This is a genomic window from Glycomyces sp. NPDC021274 (genome assembly GCF_040641195.1).
Lineage (GTDB): Bacteria > Actinomycetota > Actinomycetes > Mycobacteriales > Micromonosporaceae > Glycomyces.
In genome coordinates, this window is sequence record NZ_JBFADC010000006.1 from 23,517 (window position 1) to 45,385 (window position 21,869).

Genomic DNA, 21,869 nt, shown 5'->3' on the forward strand with positions numbered 1-21,869 from the left:
TGGACGTGCCCGTATAGCCTTTCCGCATCGCCTCGAGACAGGCGAAGCCCGAAGCCAAGTGAATGCCCGCCGATCCCAGACCACTGGAGGCCGAACACCATGGACCCCGTAGGCGTACTGCTGCTGATAGTCGCGATCTTCTTCATCATCGTGCTCTTCCGCTCGATCAAGATCGTTCCCCAGCAGTGGAACTACATCATCGAACGCCTCGGCAAGTACCGTCGCACCCTGGAACCCGGGCCCCGGCTCCTGGTGCCGTTCGTCGACAACGTACGAGCCAAAGTGGACCTCCGCGAGCGCGTCGTCAACTTCCCGCCCCAGCCCGTGATCACCGCCGACAACCTCGGCGTGCAGATCGACACGGTCCTGTACTACATCATCACGCAGCCCACCGCCGCCGTGTACAACATCGACGACTACCTCGCGGGCGTCGAGCAGCTCACCACCACCACCCTCCGCAACGTCGTCGGCTCCCTCGACCTGGAGAAGACCCTCACCAGCCGCGAGGAGATCAACGCCCGCCTCGCCGCCGAGCTCGACAAGGCCACCGACAAGTGGGGCCTCAAGGTCACCCGCGTCGAGCTGCGCTCCATCGAACCGCCGCTGAGCATCCGCGACGCCATGGAGAAGCAGATGCGCGCCGAGCGCGACCGCCGCGCCGCGATCCTCAACGCCGAAGGCACCAAGCGCGCCGCGATCCTCAACGCCGAAGGCGAGCAGCAGTCCCAGGTCCTGCGCGCCAAGGGCGCCCGCGATGCCGAGGTCCTCCGCGCCGACGGCCAGGCCAAGGCCATCCAGACCGTGTTCGCGGCCATCCACAAGGCCAAGCCCACCGACCGGCTCCTGGCCTACCAGTACCTCCAGACCCTCCCCAAGATCGCCCAAGGCGACGCCAACAAGGTGTGGGTCGTCCCGGCGGAGCTCACCAAGGCCCTCGGCGGCATCGGCAACGCCCTCGGCGGCATCACCGGCGACACCGTCCAGGACGAGGAGGAGATCGAGGTCGACACGAGCGCCCTCGAACTCGACGACTCCGCCGCCCAGGCCCTCGAAGCCGCCGAGCAGGCCGCCCGCGAGGTCCAGGACATCGGCAAGGGCAAGATCAAGGACGAACTCCCGCCCGCCCCGGCCTAGTTCGACGTGACGCCCCCGGTCAGCCAGACGGCCCCGGGGGCGTTTCGCGTGCAGTAGGGGAGAATCGCCCGGTGCCCGACGTCATCCACATCAGCGACCCCGAGGACGAGCGCCTCGGCGACTACCGCGCCCTGACCGACCTCGCCCTCCGCACCCGCTTCGAGCAGCCCCACGGCCTGTTCATCGCCGAAGGCCACCAGGTCATCGGCCGCGCCCTGCGCGCCGGCTACCGCATGCGCTCGATGCTCATCGACACCAAACGCGCCGACCAGCTCGCGCACCTCGCCGACGACGCCCCCTGCTACACCGCCGGCCCCGACGTCCTCGAATCCGTCACGGGCTTCCACGTCCACCGCGGCGCGCTGGCCTCGTTCCACCGCAAGGAACTCCCCGCGCCGGCCGAACTCCTCGAGCGCGTCCACCGCCTCGTCGTCCTCGAAGGCATCAACAACCACACCAACATCGGAGCCATCTTCAGGGTCGCCGCAGGTCTCGGCTTCGACGGCGTCCTGCTCGCCCCCGACTGCGCGGACCCGCTCTACCGCCGGAGCGTCCGCGTGAGCATGGGGGAGGTGTTCGCGGTGCCGTACGCCTACCTCGAGCCCTGGCCCGGAGGCCTCGCCCAGGTCCGCGACGCCGGGTTCACGCTGCACGGCCTCAGTCCGTCGCGCGGCGCGATCGACATCGGCCAGGTGAGCGCCGAGGAACGCGAGCGTCCGGCCCTGATGTTCGGCGCCGAGGGCCCCGGCCTGACGGCGGCCGCGCTCGACGCCTGCGACCGCACGGTCGTCATCCCCATGCACGCGGGCGTCGACTCCCTCAACGTCGCCGCCGCGACCGCGGTGGCCTGCTGGGAGCTGTCCCAGGCGACGCCCCGCTAGAGGCTCACCGTCGCGAACTCGGATTCGCAGGGCGGGCCCCACGTGTAGGAGAACCGCTTCGCGTCGAGTTCCAAGTGCGCGGCGAACGCCGTGTGCGTCTGCAGCTCAACGGGATCCGTCTCCACCGGGTGGCGGCAGAGGCCGAGCGGCCCGCCCTCGTGGTCCCGCATGGCGGCGTGCAGCCGCTCGGTCGACACCGGGGACTCCTTGGCGAGCAGCGTCTCCATCCGGTCGCACCGGTGATAGGTCGAGACCCGCCCGGTCTCGAGCCAGCTCTGGTACACCCCGAGCGCCTCAGGATTCCGGAAATGGTTGGCGTGCACCAGGGGAGCAGTGCCCTCCTGGTAGATCACCCGCGACCCGAGCGGCGAGGTCTCGACGGTGAGCACCCCCTCCGAGGCGCTGCCGATGAAGAAGTTGGACGAGCAGGCGGGCCGCGGCGCCACCGCATGGCCCACGGCCGCAGCGAGACTCGTGGACTGCAGGACCCGCATCGTCCTGAGGTGGAACGGCACCGTGTCGAGGCGCCAGTCGTCGGCCGACGCGCCGAGTCCGTTGATGCACAAGCCGATCCCGGCGCTGTTGAGCCCGATCTTCGCCCCGGCGACGCCGGCCTCGGTGAATCCGATCACCGTCGTGTCGCCGTGCTCCCATTGCAGCAGGGCCCCTTCGACACCGGTGAACCAGTCCCAGTTCTGCCCGATGTGCGTGCCCGAGACGGCGAACACGCCGTCGCCGCCGCCGAACGCGGTGCACTCGGATCGGATGCTCTCCGCCGTCGGGCGTCCGAACTCGCTCCAGGCGCTGTACAGCAGCTCGTACCGGGCGTTCAGCAGCGTGATGTCGAGGAGGTCCTGCCCCGACCCCGCGGCGATGCCGTCCATCATCGCGCGATAGGAGGCATCGGCCCGCGTGAACTGCTCGAGAAACCGCCGAGAACGCTCCGAAAGCTCATGCTCGGGAACCCCCGACGTCAGCATCCGCGAGCGGTAGACCGCGACATTGGCGGCGATCGCCTCCCGCAGTTCCTCGCCGTGCTGCAGACCCCGCTGATGCGGGCTGCCGTGAAGGTGCAGAAGCGGAAGTGAAGTCATGAAGCCCATTGTGACAAAGGCGATAGCGAGAAGCCAGCGACTTCCTACCGCCCCATGAGGGCCTGCTCCACCTGCGAGTAGTGAATCGTCCACCACTTCACGAGCCCGGTCTGCCCCGGCAGCAGGTGGTCGCACGCCGAGTTATGGCGCACGTAATGCCACTCGATGACCCAGTTGTCGGTCAGCCGGTCCCACCACAGCTGGTGCGTGGCCAGCCCGATCTCGGGCTCCCCGACATCGAAGACCGACCGGTAGCCCCCGGCGAACGCCCGGATCCGATCGCAGTCCAACCCGCGCTCGTCCCCGTACGTGAAGTAGAACACCGCGGCCCGGGCCATCTCCCGCGCATACGACGAGACCACCAACCGGTCCCAGTCGAGAATCGCCGAGATCCGATCGTCCGGTCCGTGCAGCACGTTGTGCGGGTGCAGGTCCCCGTGCGTGTAACCCGTGTACTGCGGCAGCAGGTCCGGCGGCCGGCGGTCCCCGAGCCTGACCAGCAGCCCCCGCTTCAACCGCAGCGTCTGCTCGGCGACGGCCTCGAACCCGGTCTTGTCTCCCCGGCCGGCGGCGACGAGCTCCAGCAGCCGGTCGACCTTCTGCAGCGCCGCTTCCGTCGTGGGCGGGTTCTCGGCCTTCGGCGCGCGGTCGGCGGGGATCGACGCATGCAGGGTCCGGTGCAGCCGCCCGATGACCGATCCGAGGTCGCGGCAGGCGTCACGCGACATCGACAGTCCGGACCGGTGGCGTCCCCCGACCCACGGAAAGACCCCGAACTCCTCACCTTCGAGGAAGATGGTGGTCCGCCCGTCCCGACTGAGCACCGGCAGCACCACCGGCACTCCCGAGCCCCCCAGGGTCTGCAGCACGTGGAACTGAAACTGCAGCTCAGGGCCGGTGACGTCCCGGAACAACTTCAGCAGGTACGACCCGGACGACGTATCGACCCGCCACGACCGGTTCATCAGCCCGGTCTGGACCCGCTGCATCTGGTAGACCTGCCCGAGATCCCAATGCGTCAAGGCCGCGTCAGGCAGTCGAGGCGCGGTCACGGTCATGCCTCCAAGCCTAGCCGCCGCCGGCCCGTCCGCCCGACCGTGAACCCCCCTTGCGCCTACCGCCGACCCATCGTGTAAAGTTTCGTCTCGTGCCACGGAGGGCAGGAAAGCCCACCTGGCAGGCAAAACAAACTACATATACACTTCTCTGTGCACGCGCGAGTGGCGGAATGGCAGACGCGCTAGCTTGAGGTGCTAGTGTCCTATTATGGACGTGGGGGTTCAAGTCCCCCCTCGCGCACAGATTCGAAGGTCTCGGGAAACCGGGGCCTTCTTTTTCATGCTTCCACTTGCCTCGTTCCGTTGGCGCCTGCTAGGGGTGAGCCAAAAGTTAGCCAATGTTCCGTCCCTTTAGGTCCCAGCTCCAGTCGCTCACGGTGTCGTCAATCAGTTCGGCGCCTTCGATGATGACGGGTTTGAGCTGGTGTCGGTACACCATCCGGGTAGTGGCGATGCCCTGGTGCCCGACGAGGTCGGCGATGCGATCGATCGGCGCCCCGCGGTCGGACAGGATCGACACGTAGGTGTAGCAGTTCCCGCGGCGTGGGCGTGGTACACCGAAGGACCTGCCGATGAGTGGAAGACGGTCGTGGTCGACGAGAGCGGGGACCTGCACGTCTTCGCCTGCGGTTGCGCCGAATATCGTGCTGCGGACTACCGCCCGATCGGCCAGCTGCAGTCTTAAGACTTCCGGCTGAGTTCGGCGATGGTCAGTTGGTCCGGAACAACGAGCGGCACGTCCTGGAACCACCAGCGCGTAAGCTGCGCGGGATATGATCGGGCCTGCCGAGCAACCTCTCCTCTTTCTTGACGTCGATGAAACCGTGGTCCCCTTCAGCCAGCCGAATGGCACCTGGTCGGGACCTACCGCCGCGGAGGCGTACCTCGCAGGAATCAGCCCTGAATTGGGGCGTCGGCTGGCCGCACTGCCATGTGAGCTGATCTGGGCCACCACTTGGGAAGATGAGGCCAACGAGGTATTGGCACCTCGGCTCGGGTTGCCTCCGTTGCGAGTAGTGCACTGGCCAGAACCATCTGGCGAAGACGAACGCGAAGACCGATGGTTCAACCTGCATTGGAAGACTCGCACCCTGGCTGCGTGGGCCAATGGTCGCCCGTTCGCCTGGGTCGACGACGAGATCACCGCTACTGATGTCGAATGGGTTGCCGCTAGTCACCATGGCCACGCCTTGCTGCGCCCCGTTGACGGCTTCCTTGGCATCACGAGCCAGGATCTTGAAGCTCTAGTTGTTTGGCTTCGCAGCGTCTGAAAACTGACCAGTCCGACCCAGGGAGTGGTGCGAGCGGATGATGCGGTCGAACCTGCATGGCACCTCGACGCGGCCGCAAGTCACCCGTTTCTCGAAGTCCGGCGAGTTCGACCCCGGCCGGTAGGAGCAGTTCGAGGCCGCGCACGACGCGGCGTGCGCCGCTGCAACCGCACTGCAGGGACCCGACAGGCCTATTTGGTCGAGGCGGGATCACTGTCGCCGATGTGCCCGGGGGCGTTGGCGGCCAAGACTCGCTGTACGAAAGCGCAATACTCCTCCATATAGTGGCGCAGGAATTTGGCGGTGCTCTCGTTCGTCACCGACCCGTTCTCACCGAAGTCATCTGGCGTGTAAGTGATGTACGCCTCGGGGGCGTTGAGCTGTGGCGCGTCGAGGAAGCTCAGCACACTGCGCATCGACGACTGCATCACCGCCGTCCCGACGCCGCCTGGTGAGGCGCCGATGATGCCGGTGGGTTTGCGGGCGAAGGAGTTCTGCCCCCATGGACGCGAGCCCCAGTCGATGGCGTTCTTCAGCGCCCCGGGGATCGACCGGTTGTACTCCGGGGAGACGAACAGCAGCCCGTCCGAGGACTCGATGCCCTCCTTGAACCGCCTGCCCTCCGGTGGGAAATCGCCGTCGTAGTCCCAGCTGTAGAGCGGAAGATCGCCGATGGGTATCTCGGTGAACTCGAGGTCGTCGGGTGCCACAGCGATGAGCGCCTTCGACAGCGTGCGGTTGATCGAGCCCGTGGCGAGGCTGCCGACGAGGTAGCCGATCTGGTAAGTCATGGTGTCTCCGGTACTTCGAGTCGGGCGCCGACGGGCCCGTCGACGCCGAGATCGATTGTCGTAGAGAACCGCCGCGATTACCGACAGTTGGTGAAAGTGCCAATCAATCGACCGGTACTCCACCAACCTCGGCGACTATGCCTGCAAGCGGTCCTCGGTGACCCGAGTCGAGCGCCGGGCCTGCGGGTCGAGGCTGGTGGTGAGTTGTCGAGAGCACCGTCTTCAGGCCCAGAACGTGTGGCGTCAACTTCCCGACTCTAGCTGTTCTGGTGTGGATGAATTGACGCATTTTGCGCCGTGATGCGCCGCCGAAATCTCCGTATTATCGTGATTGATTGGTTACGAACCGTCCCCTGCGGACGGTGTGTCGCTGACATACTCAGCGATGCGGCCCTCTCCTGCCGGGCCGATCGAGTACTCCTCCAAGGAGCCCCCATGGGACACCTCGCGCTCGTCGACCTGCTCCGCCCCTACTTCTTCATCGGTGTCGACCTCGGCGACGAAGTGAACGGCGTCCTGGAATTCCTGTTCGTCGACACCTACGAGGAGTCCTGGGACGAGGACGGCGTCGTCGTGTACGGCGTCGCACGCGTCGCCGACGAATCGACCGCGGCCCTTGGCTTCTCGCTCGGCTCGGGCACCGACGACCTGGTCTTCGATCCCAAGGACGTTACCGTCGACTTCCGGCTCTCGGTCGCGCGAAGGGCCGCCGCATGCCTCGTGCCCACTGACGTCACCGATACCGGACTCCGCGGGGTCCTGGAGGCACTCGGCCCTGCAGAAGGCGCACCGAGCGATTATCCGAACACGCAGTTCCGGCTCGAACTGCTCTTCAACCTCATCACGATCACCTTCCCCGGCCTCACGGGCGCCGAACCCGACGGCGCGTTCCTCAAACCGCACACCAACCGGGAGCTGCGGGCGGTCAAATTCGACCTGCCGCGGATCGTGCTCCAGGTCGACCAGGACTCCGCCGCCGACACGAACGCCGACGCGGACATCACCTCCTGGGGTGCGGAGACCCTCAACGAACCCGACGAGGAGGTCGCGTCCCTCTTCCAGATGCGGCCCCCGTTGGCCCTCTTCGACGGCAATAAGTTCGGCATCGGCCTGGAGAAGGTCGTCCTCGACCTCTCTGCATCGAACACCCCGCCCGACCTCCTCGAACGCTTCGGACTCGGCGTCGACTTCACCGGCCTGCACCTGCCGGAGTTCCGGTTCTTCTTCTCCCAGGCCGAATCGGTCGGCTTCGCCGGGAACGTCGGCGCGCGCGACCTCATCATCGGCTTCAAACCCGAGCCCGCGATCTGGGGCGACCTCAGCTTCGACGTCGACTTCCGCGGCACCGCGCTCGAGGTCGAACTGCGCCTGCTCAGCGTCGACCGCACCGCCGTCGAGATCACCTCGGTCGCGGCCGAACCGGGCGACTTCGCGGACCTGCGGCGCAAGTCCGCGAACATCACCTCGAACATGCAGCCGGAGACCGAGAACTACCTGCTCATGATCGACATCCCGAGCGGTGCGGCCCCCTACTCGGTCGCCGTCGCCCACGGGCTCGACCACGGCGCGGCCGACGACCACGCCGGCAGCGCAGCCGAGCTCGACGCCTTCATCGCCGCGAACGACCCCCGCGACCTCTCGGCGCTGCAACGGATGCGGCTGTTCGACCACGACCAGCAGGTCGTCATCCGCGTCACCGACCGCGAGGACCGCAAGCGGTACATCATCTTCGAACTCAACGCCGTCCTCGAACTCAACCGGCCCAGGCCCGACGACGAGGACACCGCCACAGCGGTCCACCTCGAACCCGAGACCGAACGCGTCACCATCGTCGACCAGTCCGACCCGAACCAGGTCACCATCCAGCTCGATCCGCCGAACGGCGTCATCGAAGGCGTGACCGTGACCGGCGGCCGCGCGACCCTCCCGCTCGCCCCGGGCGCCTCGCGACCCCTCAGGGTCGACTGGACGACCCCGCCCGACTCCTCGCCGGAACGCATCACGGCGCATTTCCACTTCATGGAACCCGGAAACGGGCTTCCTGGAACGGTGGAGACCGTCACCAGCGCATCCCTGAGCAGCAGGCCGGTCTCGGCGCGGAGCGGCGGCAGGGATGACATCGACTACGGACCCTTCCTGCGGAGCTGGCAGGCGCAGAGCGCCGACGGCACGCGACCGCGCATCCGCATCGACGCCTACGCGAGCACCCAGGACCGGGACCGATTCGACTACAACCTGGCGCTCAGCGAACGCCGGGCGCAGGCCCTCTCCCTGCGCCTCCAACGGGAACTCCCCGGTCTGCGGCCCGACGAGATCGAGATCCACACCTGGGGCGAGAACGGCTACCCCGCGAGCGCGCCCGACCCCCGGCTCATCGAGGAGCAGACGCCCGACAGCCGATCCGCATGGGACGCGAGGCGAGCGGACCCGAACTACAACGACTACGAGTTCAGGCTCGCGGTCGCCTCCTTCATCCGCGAGGAGGCGCCGCGCACCGACGACTACACCGGCACGTTGCGGCGCGACGACGTGGTGCGCGATGAAGAAGAACACCTCCCCGTCGACGCGCCCCACTCGAACCGTCCCGACTGGCTCCACAGCATCGGCGCGACCATCCGCTGGGAGAGGGACCCCGTCCCGATCGCCGCCGAACTGCGCGGCGTCGTCGACTTCGACACCGCCCACGAGAACGCGCTCAGCCGCTACCGGGGCGACCTCGACGTGGTCGGTCCCGGCCTGGAACAGGGCGACGAGGAGAACCTTCCGGAGCTCGGCGAAGGGCCGCCCAACCTCCACGACGGCGAGGTCGAATTCCGGATCACCGTCACCCACGACCCGTCGACGGCGACGTTCACCGAGACGCTCGTCGCCCGCGCCGCCGCCGGCGACACCGACGGCCTGTGGAGCTGGGGCGAGATCCCCGGCCAAGGCGACACGCCCACGGACGACCCATGGCGCGACCTCCTCGGCCTCTACTTCGCCCTCGCCCCGCTGACCGCCTCGACGGCGGCGGACGCGGCGGACGGTGGCGACATCGCCCCGCTGGTCGTCTCGCTCGCCGTCCCGATCGTCGTCACCGCGCTCGGCATCGCCCACGTCGACCGGTTCACGCACTACGGGGTCGAGCTCGGCGTCTCCCACGACGAGGACGAGGTGCACTCGGTGCTCCTCTTCGACGTCGAGAGCGCCATCCGCCTCAACCTCGCCATCGACGGCTTCGTCATCGTCGCCACCGCCGTCGACAAGCCGATCAAGGTGCGCTACAAGGCGATCGGCTTCGGCCTCGACGTCAACCCCGACGGCACGACCGGGTTCCAGCCCGTGTTCGACTCCTCTCGCGGCTACACGCTCGACCTGGCGGACTCCGGTTCGCTGCAGGTCCTGCCCTCGCTCGGGGACGCCATCGGCGACATCATCCAAGTTCTCGGCGCACGCATCGCCCGCACGAACCCGCTCAACATCGAGATCGACCTGGGCCTGGGCGTCGACCTCGGCGTGTTCAGAGTGGAGCACTTCGGGTTCCGGCTGCCCGTCGAACCGTTCGGGCCGCCCACGATCACCGCGATCGGCCTCGGCGTCGACATCCCGAACACGCTCGTCGGCAGCGGCTACCTGGAGATCTTCGAGGACGGCTTCGAGGGCAGCCTCGACCTGGCCCTGCCCTCGGTCGGGCTCCGTGTGGCCGCCAACGTCCGCATCGAGACCGTCGAGGAGGGCGACCGCTCCGCCACCGGCGTGTTCGCGACCATCGAGGTCGAGTTCCCCGGCGGCATCCCCCTCGGCGGCACCGGGATGGGCATCTTCGGCTTCATCGGCCTGTTCGCGATGCACCAGGCCCGCAACGAGGTCGTCACCGAACGCAGCCCCGCCCTGCACTGGCTCGACACCATCCAGGAAGGCGACCCGACCGACCCCGGCGGCTGGGCCGCGTCGCTGGACTCGTGGGCGTTCGGCCTCGGCGTCGTCGCCGGCACCATCGAGGGCGGCACGATCATCAACGTCAAGGGGATGCTCGTCGTCGAACTGCCCGGCCCGCGCATCCTCCTGTTCGTCAAGGCCCAGCTGCTCACCGCCAAGCCGCCGACCCGCGGCCAGACCACCGGGACCCTCCTCGCCGTCGTCGACATCGGCCCGCGCGGCGTGTTCATCGGCATCCAGATCGAATACGAGATCGAGGAGATCCTCCACCTCCAGATCCCCATCGAGGCCGGGTTCCCGTTCCCCGACCCGGAGGGGTTCTATGTGGACATCGGCTCGATCGCAGTGCCGATCCGCGCCACGATCCTCCAATTCTTCGAGGCCACCGCCTACTTCATGGTCCACGGCGACGGCATCAGCGACTTCCCGCTCGTCCACGGCGGCCTCCAGGGCTTCTCCCTCGCTACCGGCTTCTCCGTGTCGATCACCTGGGGCGACAGGGACATCGGCCTCTACCTCGAGGTCGCGGCGGGCTTCGACGCCGGCATCGGCTTCGCGCCGCTCACCTTCGCCGGCCGCCTCTACCTCCAAGGCGCGCTCCACCTCATCATCGTCTCCATCGAAGCGAGGGCCGAGCTCACCGTCAAGGCCGCCGAAATGGAGACCGTCCCCGGCGAACCCGACTCCAAGCAGCTCGTGACGTACATTCACGGCGAAGTCTGCGGCCGGGTCAGCCTGCTGTTCTTCACCATCGAGGCCTGCGTCGAGTTCTCCCTCGGCAACGACCCCGACGAGCCGCCGCCGCCCGAGCCCATCCGCGACCTCACCCTCCAGAGCCGGTCCCCGGCCCTCGTGGAAGGCACCGGAACCGACCGCGGCATCGACACCGTGCTGTGCCGCGGCACTGAGGACGGCTCAGTCCCGACCGTGGAGACCAGCGCCGGACCAGTGGAGGTCCGCGTCCCGATCGACGCGATCCCGCTGCTCCAGTTCGAGGCCGCCCCGATCCTGCCGGCGTCCGCAGTGGACGGCACCCTCCAAGGCGCGCCGCCCCCCGGCATCGACGGCTGGCAGCAGCGCGGCATGGTCTACGTCCGCTACCACGTCAACAGCGTCGAACTGCGGCTCGTCGCCCGGCACGGCGCCCCCGCCGCGCCCGGCTCGGCGGCCACCACCGAAGGGCCCCGTCCCTACACATGGCGCAACAGCACCGACAGCGGCAGCGGGGACGGCATGCCCGTCGACCTCGCGATGCTCGACTGGAAACCGACGAACACCGACAAGGCGATCCTGGAAGGCGCGGCCCTCGACACGATCGTCGACGCCCTCTGGGGCGACGCCTGCACCCCCGTCGCGCAGCCCGCGAGCATGCTGTGGACCTTCCTCGACAGCCCGCTCGGGCCCGACCGCAACGGCTGGGACCTCCTCGGCGAGGCCTGGCCCGACGACCCGGGCAGCCGCCGCGGGCGCCCCGTCGACACCGGCGTGCTCGTGCGCGAGACCTGGCGCACCGGCTCCCCGCTCGACGGACTCCTGCCCCACCGCGCCGCCGAAGTCGTGGGCTCCCAAGCGAAATGCCCCTCCAAGGCCCTCCAGCAGAAGGCCGCCGCGCGCGGCTCGCAGCTGTGCGACGCGAGAGTCCTCGAAGCACCCTACGAACTGCTCACCGGGGCCCTCCCGCCCGACCTGGCCGACGGCCCGTTCGGCGACGTGCTCAAAGCCGCCGACGAGGCCCGCTCCAAAGGCCTTCGGGACGTCCTGCGGGTCAGCGGCGGCCCGCACGAGACACTGACGCTCCTCATCGTCGCCGACGTCAAACTCGTCGAATCCGGCCTCTTCGCGGCCGCCGCCCTCGACGCGGAACTGAACGACCTCGGCCCCGTCGACCTCGAGGTCACGCGGGTCCACACGAACGCGGACCTGCCCGCGCGCTGGACCGACACCGCCGGCCCCTGGTGGGACGAGGTCCGCCTCGCCCGCACCTACGCCGCCGACCACGACGGCAAGGGCGAGTTCCTCGTCCGCGCCAAACCGCGGCGGCCCGCCTTCCACATCGACCTGGGCCTGCGCGAACTCGCCACCGCGATCGGGCAGTTCGGGCTCGTCGCCCCGTCCTGGTACCTCGTCGCGTTCGAAGGGCTCTCCGTCCGCGAGCGCAACCGCCACGAGGCCGAAGCGCCCTTCGCCGAGGACAACGAGGCGGCCCTCGCCGAATCGCTCGACACCACCGCGCACGCCCTGCTGCTCCCCGACGCCGAATACGAGGTCCTCGTGCACTACACCGCCGAGACCGGGCGCAAACCCGTCGACGGCGAAGGCGGCGACCCGAACGTCATCCAGACGAAGTGGACGACGGGCGCGCTCACCGACAAGCGCACGTTCTTCACCGACGCCGAAGCGCCGCGCAGCCTCGAACCGTGGATGCTCGCGCAGTTCCCCGCCCCCGACGAGCCGCACCACTTCCACGAGGACCCGGTGGTGTTCGTGTTCGCCACCGACGACGTCATGGAGCTGTACGCCGCCTACGACCTGACGCTGCGGGCCGCCGCCCGCGCCGCCTCCTTCCGCGGCTCCGAAGGCACCCCGGACGCCCCGTTCACGCGCATCATGCTCGACGGCCTCTTCGAACGCATCGAAGGCCTCGTGCTCTCGCCGTTCGAGGCCACCGCGCACCGCATGCTCGGCGACAAGCCCTGCCGCGACTTCGCACCCGGCGGCGACCGGCACGGCCGCGCCGTCGTCGACTTCCGGCTCGACCCGGTCACCGACTACGTCGTCGACATCGAGACCCTCGACGGCGAAGGCGCGATCGTCAAACCCACCCCGCGCGAGAACGAGGTCGGCGAGCGCCCCCTCCACCGGCAGCGCATGACGACCTCGCAGTACGGCACGCGCGCCGCGTTCGCCAAAGCCGTACGCGAATGCAGAGTCGTCTCCCAGCGGATCGAAGACCCCTCCGCGCTCATCGCACTCGACACCGCGGCCGGCGACGACCAGTTCGACCGGGCCCTGACCGCCGCCGGACTCGAAGCCCGCCCACGCCCGGTCGGCCCGCAGATCACCGTCCTGTGGAACGCCGACCCGGTGGCCGCTCCGATCGCGATCTACATCGAGACGCCCGAACCGCTGTGGCGCGGACGCCTCGAACCGCAACCGGCCTACGCCGAGGACGGCGTCCACATCGAACGCTGGCGCCTCGACCGCGCCGAATGGCTCCTCGTCGACGAGATCGTGCCCTCCACGGCCACACCCGTCTCCAAAGGCGGGACGTTCCTGCGGCCCGGATTCCTCACCCAGGACACCCCCGCTCCCTCGATCGCCGAGCAGCGCAAGCGGTTCCTGTTCGACCTCCCCGTCCCGCCGCCCGCCGGTGCACCCGCGGCCGCGCTGGTCGAACGGTTCGTCCACGACACCAGCGGCGCCCGCACCCTCGCGTTCCTCAAGCCCGGCGCGCGAGGCTCGACCGTGACACTCGGCCTGGCCCGCAACCTGCACCCGCTCCTCGACCTCGACGCCACCGACACCGCCGAACTGCTCGGCGAGTTCGCCCTCGACCGTCCCGCCTGGGAGACGCCATGAACCGCACCGTGATGCCGAACCTGTTCAGCGCCTGGGGCTCGGTGATCGACACCAAGGACGGCGCGCGGGCCGCGCTGCGCTGGATGACCGACCCGGCGCTCGGACTGCCCGCGAACCACTTCAAGGTGTGGCACCTGCCGAAGTCCTCCTCCGCGCCGAAGCAGGTCGATCCGTCCTCGCGCCGGATCAGGGGCGGGCTGACCCTCCACACGTGGCCGGGCCAGCGCGCCGCCGCGACGGTCCGCGTCCTCCTCGACATCCCGTCAGGGCAGGTGCGCGTCCGCGCGCACTCGGGCCCGTCCGGGGCCGGCCAGGCCGTCGACGAGGAGATCGCGATCGGCCCGGCGACCGGGGCCGTCGTGACCTTGACCGGGGCGTCGATCCGGTCGGTCACGACCACAGGGAGCGCGACGGTCACGGCCATGGCCGTCCTCGACCTGCAACAGCACGTGGACGACCCGAACTGGAAGCTGCTCGAGCACGTCGGCCTCCCAGTCGACAAGCGGTTCGCGGGGGAGTACCCGCTCGACCCGCAGGGCCCGGTCGGGGCGATGACCGATCCGGTGAAGGCCGCGGTCATCCGCGTCGGGCGCGGCACCCCAGCCGGGTTCTGGCCCGGTGCGACCGACACCGGGGAGGCCGCGCCGCCGTTCGAGCCGCCCGATCCGGACGCGCTCGTGCGCGGCGAGCTCGAACCGGTCATGGAGCAGCTGGCGGAGATGCTGGCCGAGACCGGCGACCGCAGCCGCCACGCCGGCCTCGTCGTCGAGCGGGCCCTGAACGTGCCGCAGTCGGTGCACGGCACCGACGCCCCCGAGCGCTGGCGCGCGGGTTCGAAGGCGAAGCTGCCGCCGCTGCGTGCGGCGCTGCTGGCGGCCGGGACCGACCCGTACGGGGCGCTCGCGCTCGGCTTCGGCACCTCGATCGACGGCTCCAAGCTCATGACCGTGCCCTGGGCGCTCACGCACGGGCTCGCGCAGACCGCGTCCACGAGCCTGCTGCTCATGGTCACGTTGGAGCACAAGGCCGAATTCGCGGTCAAGGTCGGCGACCGGGAGATCTCGGTCCCGTTCGACCACGACCTGGCCGCGCTCGTCGTCATCGGCGGCGCCGGTCCGGCCGCGCCGACCGTGGTGCGCACCAACGAGAACCGAGACACGCCCCGCCTGGACCGGCCCGCCGGACGCGACCTGCCGTGGCTGGAGTCGGTGGAGGTGTCCTGGGCCGCGAACCGTCCCGCCGCGGCATCCGGCATGGGGCCCTCGACGTTCGCGGTGCTCCGCTCGGTCGGCGGCTCCGCTCTCGAACCGGCCCTTGACAAGCGGCCCTCGGGCGGTCACCGGGTGTTCGTCCCGGGCCTGGCCGGGGACACCGACCGGGCGCGGTTCACGTCCGCCGCCGTGCCCGAGCAGTTCCCGGGGGAGTCGATCGACGCGCGGTTCGCCGTCGCGGCGCAGGACTGGTTCGGCCGCTGGAGCGGCTGGGCCTCCGTCGACCACAAGCGGGTGACCGTCGATCCGCAGCGGCCTGCGGTGCGCAGCGTCGAAGTCGACGAGGACGGGACCTCGCCCGAGGCCGTCGTCGAGTTCACGTGGGACTGGTCGGACCGCTCGCCGATCGCTGTGCACCTGCGGCTCAAGGTCTTTCGATTCGAGCATCCTGACGACGCGGCCCCGCCCGTCGACGGCACGGTGCTCATCCCCGGCGGCCCCGCGACCGCCGACCGGATCATCTCGTTCTCCGGAGCCTCCCCGGACTCCCCGCCCACGGGCGTCACCGAGGTGATCGAGGAGCGCGACGGCGACCTGCGGACGTACCGCTGCCGCATCCCCGGGATCGCCCTGCCGTACGCGACCCATCCGCGCATGCGGGTCGAGGCGAGCGCCCGTGCGGCCGAACGCGTCCGCCCCGCGACGCTCGGCGCGTTCTCCAAACCGGTCGGCGCGGCCGTGCACAGCCCGCTGCTGCCGCCGGCTCCCGTGACGACCGCGCCGATGCGCTGGGCCTCGCTCCCCGACTCGGCGGGGATCTGCCGCGCCGTCCTCGACTGGTCGGGCTCGGGCCCGACGTACACGGTCTACGTCGCCGACGAGACCGCGATCGCCCGCGAACTCGGCCTCGCCTCCCCGAACCTCGACATGCCTGCCGCCGAACGCCTCCAGGCACTGCGCGGCGAGGACTTCCACAAGGCCCGGCGCGCCTTCCGACGCCACGCCGAGCAGCTCGTCGAGCCCCGCCTCGAGATCGCCCTCCCGAAGGGCGGCAAGCTCATCCACTTCTACGGGATCTCCGCCGTCAGCGTCACCGGCCAGGAGCGGCCGCTCCCTGCCGACGCCGACCGGTATCTCGCCGTCGCCGCACCCGTCCGGCTCGAACCGGCCCCGCCGCTGCTGGTCGCGAGGGTCGAAGGCTCGACGGTGCGCCTGTCGGCCTCGGTCGCGAGCGCGCAGGTCCCGGTGGACCGCATCGCGATCGGGCGCGTGGACCACCGCGCCAAGGCCGTGACCCCGGAGGCCGCCGGGGCCCCGATCCTCACCGCCGACGCCGCGACCGCGACCGCCCGCGACGGGAAGCTCCACTGGGAACTGACCGACGCGACCGCGCTCCCGACGTGGACCCCGGTGTTCTACCGGGCGGTCGCGACCGCCGCCGCCGACCCCGACCTCGGGCAGATCGCGGGACGCTCGCAACCGGGCCCGGCCGTCGAGGTCGTCGTCCCCTCGGCGAACCCGCCGCAGGTCACCGGTCTTTCGGTCACCTCCGCTGCGGGCGGCACCACGGTCGCCTTCGCCACGGACGCCTCCCGGACGCGCACCCGCCTGGGGGCTTTCACCGTCGCAGTCACCGCCGTGCACACCGCCGCCGGTACGGCCGCGACCACGGTGCTGCGCGGCCAGGTCGCCAACCTGCCGATCCACACAGGACTGGTCCCGGCCGGCGCGCCCGCGCTGTACCTGCATCGTGCCACCGCCGCCGACCCGTACCGGGTCACCGCCCGGCTGGACGGCACCCCGGCCTCGGTGTCCGTCGAGGCGACCGACCCGCTCGGCCGCCGCACCTCCGCCACCTGGAGCACCCCGTGATCAATCCGGTCCTCGCCAGCACCGCCTTCAACACCACCGGCCTCGAAGCACTCGGCCACGCGTCCGCGCAGCTGTCCGCGAAGTGGGCGGACTCCCTGCCGACCGCTGACGAACCCGGGCTGAGCCTCAGCCTGACCGCGCCCTGGCTCGCGCCGATCGACGGCTACCTCACCTGGTCGCGCGTCGGCGCGCCCGCGCTGACCGACCACACCGGGGCGCCGCTCTCCGGCGCGGTCGCCGTCCTACGCTTCCATCCACAAGGGGCCCTTCGGCTCCGGCGGCTCATCGCCGACCGCTACGACGGCGGCGCGCACCGCAGGCCCACCCCGTTCTACGCGGCGCTGCGCGGCGGCACGCCCCCTGCGGAGACTCCGGCGGGCAGGCCCGGCCCGCCCGATACGATGCGCGCCGGGGACGACCTCGGCCCCGGCCGCCTCACCTTCCACGACGACCGCGGCCTCGTCATCGACCCGATCGCCGTCGCGTGCATGTTCCGCGACCTCCTCGAAGCCATGCCGCCTCTGCACCGCCGCGACGAGGGTACGACCGCGGACGTCACCGACGCGAACCGCAACGGCTCGCTCGCGCAGATCGCCGCGCTCGGCGAACCGCGCGTGCGCCTGCACCTGGTGGACCTGTTCGGGAACCCCTGGCACGACCACTCCGGCCGCGGAGGCGTCCGGATCGGCACCGGCGGCCGCCTCAGCGGCGGCGTCCACGACTGGGGCGGCGCCCTCGCCGCCACCGGCACCGGTATCCGCACCGGGCTCCTGCCCGACGGCGAGCTCGCCACGGCCGCCATCGAAGTCCCGGCTCTGCCCACGGGCACCGGCGCGCCCGTGCTCGACCGCGAGTTCTTCCGAGCGGCCGTCGTCGACCTCGCCCTCCACCTCCACGGCAACCGCACCGGCACCGACGTGGACGGTGTGCCCGGGGTCGACGCGGCCACCGCCGCCGAACCGGCCCCGCCCGTCGGTGCCGGCGACCTCACCGTCCTCACCACCGGCCAGCACTTCCTCGGCGCCGCAGGGCAGATCGCCCGCGCCGCGGGCACACGCCTCGCCGTGAGCCCCCGTATCGAGGACGATTTCCCGCTGCCCGCCGACGCCGCCGAACGCTGGCCGCTCGCCCCGTTGCCCCTCGCCGCGGCCGAGGACCTCACGGGCGAACACGCCGCCCGCGCCCGCGCCGAAGCCTCCGCCGCCTATATCGGCGCGACCCCCGACGTCGTCGTCTCCTGGCCCGCCGGGGCACTGCCGGTCGAGGCGTTCGTGCGCGTCTTCCCCCGCGTCGACCCCGGCCGCGCCATCGTTCCCCTTGCGCTGCTGAACTTCTCGAAGCGAGGCGACGGCGGCAGCGCGATCGTCCCGCCCGGCGGCGAATGCCGCATCCGCGTCCCCGACCCGTACCTGGTCGGCACCGACCCGCGCCCGACCGCACCAGGCCTGGTCTTCGACCTCCTCATCGTGACCCGCGGCCCCGCAGGAGTCCGCGAGCGCCTGTTCGGCTCGATCCACCTCGACCCGATCGGCGAAGGCGGCACCGACCCCACCCCGGCCGCCGCCCCGAACGCCTTCAACGCGATCCCCGACGACCACCGCGGCATCAGCCCCGCGCCCGTCCTCGGCCTGGAGCCGACGGCGCCGCCGAGCGACTTCGACCTCGTGCTCGACGCATTCGGCGCAGCCGCCCCGCGACAGTCGCCGCGCTTCGCGACCATGGCCCGCACCGAGACCCTCGTCGCCGGCCACGACGGCACCACCCCCGGCGAATGGACGTCACTCGTCGGACCCGGCCACCTCACCGAGGCCTTCATGTCCGGCGACGCGCGCCGCGGCAGCCCCGGGCTGCCCGCCGGACCAGAAGAACACGCACCCGCCGTCCAGGCCACCGGCCCGCTCGGACAGCACCTCGCCCGCGCCGCCCTGCGCCGCACGCACCATCTCGTCGCGCGCCTGATCGAACTCGACAACGGCCGCTGGGCCGCCGCCACGGGCACCGCAGGGAACGCGACCGGCGCGGTCCTCCAGACCGTCGCACCCACAGTGGAGTCACCGGAGCTCAAGGCCGCACTGCAACTCGTCGACGTCGACACCCTCCCCGACGACTGGGCCGGACTCATGGGCGCGGTCGGTGGGCTCCTCCCGCCACCGCTGAACGAGCTCACCTCGCTCGCCCCGGACGCGGGCGACCGCTGGGTCGCCGAGTTCAAACGCGAAGCGCGCGCGGCGAACCAGGGCCGCCGCGACGCCCAATGGGCCTGGCGCTGGGCGATCGCGCACGCGCGCCGCCTCGTCTATATCGAGACCACACTCCTGTCGCCCACCGCCGCCGCCACCGAAGGGCACAAGGTCGACCTCGTCGCGCTCCTGGGCACCCGCCTCAGCGCGGCCCCGGACCTGCGGGTGGTCCTCGTGACCCCGCGCCGGATCCCGTTCGGCACCGGCTACGAGTCCTTCGCGCAGCGCATGCACCTCGAACGCCAGGCCGCCGTCACGACCCTCCAGAACGCCTACCCCGACCGGGTCGTCGCCTACCACCCCGTCGGCTTCCCCGGCCGCCCCGAGAACCTGCGCGGCACGTTCGCGGTCGTCGACGACGTGTGGGCGCTCCTCGGCGGCTCCACGTTCTCCCGTCGCGGACTCACCTTCGACGGCTCCTGCGACCTCGCGTTCGTCGGCCACGACCTCAAGGACGGCGTGAGCGCGACCGTCCGCGAGGCGCGCCGCACCGCGATGGCCCGCGTCCTCGGCGTCGGCCCACGCGAACCCGGCTCTACCGCGACCCCCGATCCGCGCTGGACCCAGCTCAACGGCCCCCGCAGCGCCTTCGACCTCATGAGACGCACGGTCGCGGCAGGAGGCGAAGGCGAGGTCCAGCCCCGCTGGGACGGCCTCCCGACGACCGAGCTGCCCGCACTCGCGAAAGACATCGCCGACCCCGAGGGCCGCGAGTTCTCGTCCGCACTCACCGGTCTCGCGGGCATCCTTGCGGGCCTCGGAACCGGGAGGCTCTGAGGCCCACAGCGCAGGACGGTCCGCGAACTACGATGGAAGTCCTATGCAGCGGCCGCGAGGTGCCCACGACTTCCTGGCAACGCCCTATCGCGTTGAGCCTCAAGCCTGGCCCGCAAACTCGGCATCGACGGCTCCCTCACAAGTGGCCCAGCGGGTGCCCAGCCCCGCGAGCGAGAACCCACCGTTCTCCCTCCAGTACGACTGGCCGAACGACGCGTCGATCACCAACTATCCCAACCACGATAAAATCAACAAGCAGTGGTAGCTGTGGAAGAGTCTCATGACTGAACTCGCTGAGCTTGCGGCACTCACCCGCATGAGCCCCACGCCGACCGAATACGACTGGACGGCGCTCGCCGAAGCCTTGGGCACGATGCCGCCCCCGGACTACGTTGAACTCGTGAACACCTACGGCGGCGGCACGTTCGACAACGACGTCATCGTCTTCACACCCGGGTCCTCCGACCGTCCGCACTCGTACGACCGATACTGAGACGCTGTTCGCTCCCCGACGGAGACAGTCCTTCACCACCGTGGACCTGACCGCCATGGGCCGCGTTGCCCCGTACATCGGGGTGATCGCCGACGAATGTCAGCGGCGAATTTCTCGCCCCGGTGGCGGTAACGAAATTCCCCGGCCAACAGCCTGGGGTTGCTGCCCTCCCAGTCCTGGGCCGTAATCGAATCCTGGATCCTCGCTGCGAACCTTGCCGCCGATCTCGACACCTGGCTCAGGCTCCTGGGTCTGCACGACCAACCGGGCCTCGCTCGAGCCGAGATCCACGCGATGCGCCACCGCCTCTACGCCATCCCTGGCCGACACGCGCGCAGGCGCACCCTCCGCCTCGCGAAGGACTGGCCCTGGGCCGCAGCGTTTGCGCTGTGCTGGAACCGCATGGGCGCTATCGCGCCCTCACCGACCCGACCTCCGCCCATACCCCACCCGCCGCAGAAAGGAGCGTAAAGCGGCCGCCACCAGGCGAGCGAGACTACCTGGCGCCCACCGCGACGACATCGCAGTCCGGCAGCCCCCCATATGGTCGAGGACAAACCGGGAGAACCCAGACCACAACTCAAACCACAATGGCCACAGACGAATTGAGGCCAGAGAACATCGATGCGGACAGCCACGCCTACGGCCTTGTCGAGGCCACTACTCCTGGTCAACGATTCGAATCTGTCAACCGAGATGTCGTCAACACCCTCCGGGCCATATCCAATCAACTCAGACTCTGGAAAGGATGACACTGATGGCGCGGAGGGTTGGCGTCAGCTCGGCATAATGGCGCGGCAGATCCAGCCACACTTGCCTTCGAACACGAGGACACTGAGTCGATGACCGAACTACAGGTTCTGGGCGCCGACAGCCGGCAGTGGTGGCGAGCGCTTCGCTTGGAATCGATCAGGGTTGAGCCAGACGCGTTCGATTCCAACTTGGCGGAATGGCAGGGCCCGGATGACTGCGAGCAGCAGTGGCGAGTGAGTCTGGAGCAGACTGGCTCCTGGCACCGGAAGCGATGCTACCTACAGACCACGGAGGTTCGGAAGGGTCTGGTGGCGGTCGTGGCCGGGGGAGGAGTGGGGTCTTCACGCGGAGATCGTCCCGGCGTTGAGCTCGTTGCCGTCCCGGTCGTACGTCGCCTGGACGAGGAGACTCGGGTCGTGTTCGGCCAGTTCGGGGCGTACGGGTCTGTGACATGACTCGGGCGGGAGCCGAACCCACGCCCCATTAAGCCCGAGGCGGACCTCAGTATAGAGGCCGATACCAGAAGATTCTCCCGAATCGGGCCTGGTCACTGCATGTCGGGCCTGTCTTGCGAGCGCGTGTGGGTTCGTAACCCTTTGCGAGCTGCGTTCGCCGGCTCGACGGCCCTGTCGAGTCGGCGTCGATCGTCCTCGTCGGGGCCTGCGGTGCGGTGTGCTTGACCCCGGAACAGACCGCCTGAAAGTAGGGCTCGGCAAGGCGCATGCGGTGGACGCAGACAGTCGACCTACGTCCGTTCCGAGCTGGCGCCGTCGCCGCCTGGGATGTCTCGGCGGTTG

Annotated in this window: 11 protein-coding genes and 1 tRNA gene; 8 read left to right on the plus strand and 4 right to left on the minus strand. The window is 70.0% G+C overall.

From position 1 onward, the window contains the following. Positions 1–99 precede the first annotated feature (99 nt). Together AB0I03_RS15155 and AB0I03_RS15160 are read left to right on the plus strand one after the other, a co-directional pair. Positions 100–1,134 (plus strand): SPFH domain-containing protein, encoded by a 1,035-nt coding sequence (locus tag AB0I03_RS15155; protein WP_360412346.1) that lies wholly within the window; start codon positions 100–102, stop codon positions 1,132–1,134. A gap of 71 nt (positions 1,135–1,205) precedes the next feature. Next, the gene (locus tag AB0I03_RS15160) at positions 1,206–2,015 is read left to right on the plus strand and encodes an RNA methyltransferase (RefSeq protein WP_360412349.1); all 810 of its coding nucleotides are present in this window, start codon (positions 1,206–1,208) and stop codon (positions 2,013–2,015) included. Here AB0I03_RS15160 and AB0I03_RS15165 read toward each other — a convergent pair. After that, positions 2,012–3,109, minus strand: a complete 1,098-nt coding sequence (locus tag AB0I03_RS15165) for a C45 family peptidase (RefSeq protein WP_360412352.1) — start codon at positions 3,107–3,109, stop codon at positions 2,012–2,014. The two genes, AB0I03_RS15160 and AB0I03_RS15165, sit on opposite strands and share 4 nt — an antisense overlap. 44 nt (positions 3,110–3,153) lie before the next feature. Then, the gene (locus tag AB0I03_RS15170) at positions 3,154–4,167 is read right to left on the minus strand and encodes a phosphotransferase (protein WP_360412355.1); all 1,014 of its coding nucleotides are present in this window, start codon (positions 4,165–4,167) and stop codon (positions 3,154–3,156) included. Between the two features lie 156 nt (positions 4,168–4,323). Here AB0I03_RS15170 and AB0I03_RS15175 point away from each other — a divergent pair. Next, positions 4,324–4,408: transfer RNA gene (locus AB0I03_RS15175), tRNA-Leu, on the plus strand. A gap of 90 nt (positions 4,409–4,498) precedes the next feature. Here AB0I03_RS15175 and AB0I03_RS15180 read toward each other — a convergent pair. Continuing rightward, entirely contained in the window at positions 4,499–4,687 is a 189-nt protein-coding gene (locus AB0I03_RS15180) for a hypothetical protein (RefSeq protein ID WP_360412358.1), read from the minus strand. Positions 4,688–4,940: 253 nt separating this feature from the next. Here AB0I03_RS15180 and AB0I03_RS15185 point away from each other — a divergent pair, with 253 nt between their 5' ends. Beyond that, positions 4,941–5,438, plus strand: coding sequence for an HAD domain-containing protein (locus tag AB0I03_RS15185; protein WP_360412361.1), 498 nt, complete (start codon positions 4,941–4,943; stop codon positions 5,436–5,438). A 191-nt stretch (positions 5,439–5,629) separates the two neighbouring features. Here the strand turns inward: AB0I03_RS15185 and AB0I03_RS15190 are convergent, their stop codons facing one another. Further along, positions 5,630–6,229 carry an NADPH-dependent FMN reductase gene (locus tag AB0I03_RS15190; RefSeq protein ID WP_360412364.1) on the minus strand — a complete coding sequence of 200 codons (600 nt, stop codon included), beginning with the start codon at positions 6,227–6,229 and terminating at the stop codon, positions 5,630–5,632. Between the two features lie 435 nt (positions 6,230–6,664). Here AB0I03_RS15190 and AB0I03_RS15195 point away from each other — a divergent pair, with 435 nt between their 5' ends. From AB0I03_RS15195 to AB0I03_RS15210, 4 genes are all read left to right on the plus strand, one after another. Beyond that, positions 6,665–13,726: a hypothetical protein gene (locus AB0I03_RS15195; protein ID WP_360412367.1), complete on the plus strand. Its 7,062-nt coding sequence runs from the start codon at positions 6,665–6,667 to the stop codon at positions 13,724–13,726. Then, positions 13,723–16,809 (plus strand): hypothetical protein, encoded by a 3,087-nt coding sequence (locus AB0I03_RS15200; protein WP_360412370.1) that lies wholly within the window; start codon positions 13,723–13,725, stop codon positions 16,807–16,809. The genes AB0I03_RS15195 and AB0I03_RS15200 overlap by 4 nt, the downstream gene beginning before the upstream one ends. Next, entirely contained in the window at positions 16,806–19,826 is a 3,021-nt protein-coding gene (locus tag AB0I03_RS15205; RefSeq protein WP_360412373.1) for a hypothetical protein, read from the plus strand. The genes AB0I03_RS15200 and AB0I03_RS15205 overlap by 4 nt, the downstream gene beginning before the upstream one ends. A 280-nt stretch (positions 19,827–20,106) precedes the next feature. Next, positions 20,107–20,319, plus strand: a complete 213-nt coding sequence (locus tag AB0I03_RS15210) for a hypothetical protein (RefSeq protein WP_360412376.1) — start codon at positions 20,107–20,109, stop codon at positions 20,317–20,319. Positions 20,320–21,869: the final 1,550 nt, after the last annotated feature.

Coding starts and splice junctions, on each gene's coding strand:
- AB0I03_RS15210 (WP_360412376.1), top strand. CDS start 20,107: ATGACTGAACTCGCTGAGCTTGCGGCACTCACCCGCATGAGCCCCACG.
- AB0I03_RS15195 (WP_360412367.1), top strand. CDS start 6,665: ATGGGACACCTCGCGCTCGTCGACCTGCTCCGCCCCTACTTCTTCATC.
- AB0I03_RS15155 (WP_360412346.1), top strand. CDS start 100: ATGGACCCCGTAGGCGTACTGCTGCTGATAGTCGCGATCTTCTTCATC.
- AB0I03_RS15170 (WP_360412355.1), bottom strand. CDS start 4,167: ATGACCGTGACCGCGCCTCGACTGCCTGACGCGGCCTTGACGCATTGG.
- AB0I03_RS15165 (WP_360412352.1), bottom strand. CDS start 3,109: ATGACTTCACTTCCGCTTCTGCACCTTCACGGCAGCCCGCATCAGCGG.
- AB0I03_RS15185 (WP_360412361.1), top strand. CDS start 4,941: ATGATCGGGCCTGCCGAGCAACCTCTCCTCTTTCTTGACGTCGATGAA.
- AB0I03_RS15190 (WP_360412364.1), bottom strand. CDS start 6,229: ATGACTTACCAGATCGGCTACCTCGTCGGCAGCCTCGCCACGGGCTCG.
- AB0I03_RS15200 (WP_360412370.1), top strand. CDS start 13,723: ATGAACCGCACCGTGATGCCGAACCTGTTCAGCGCCTGGGGCTCGGTG.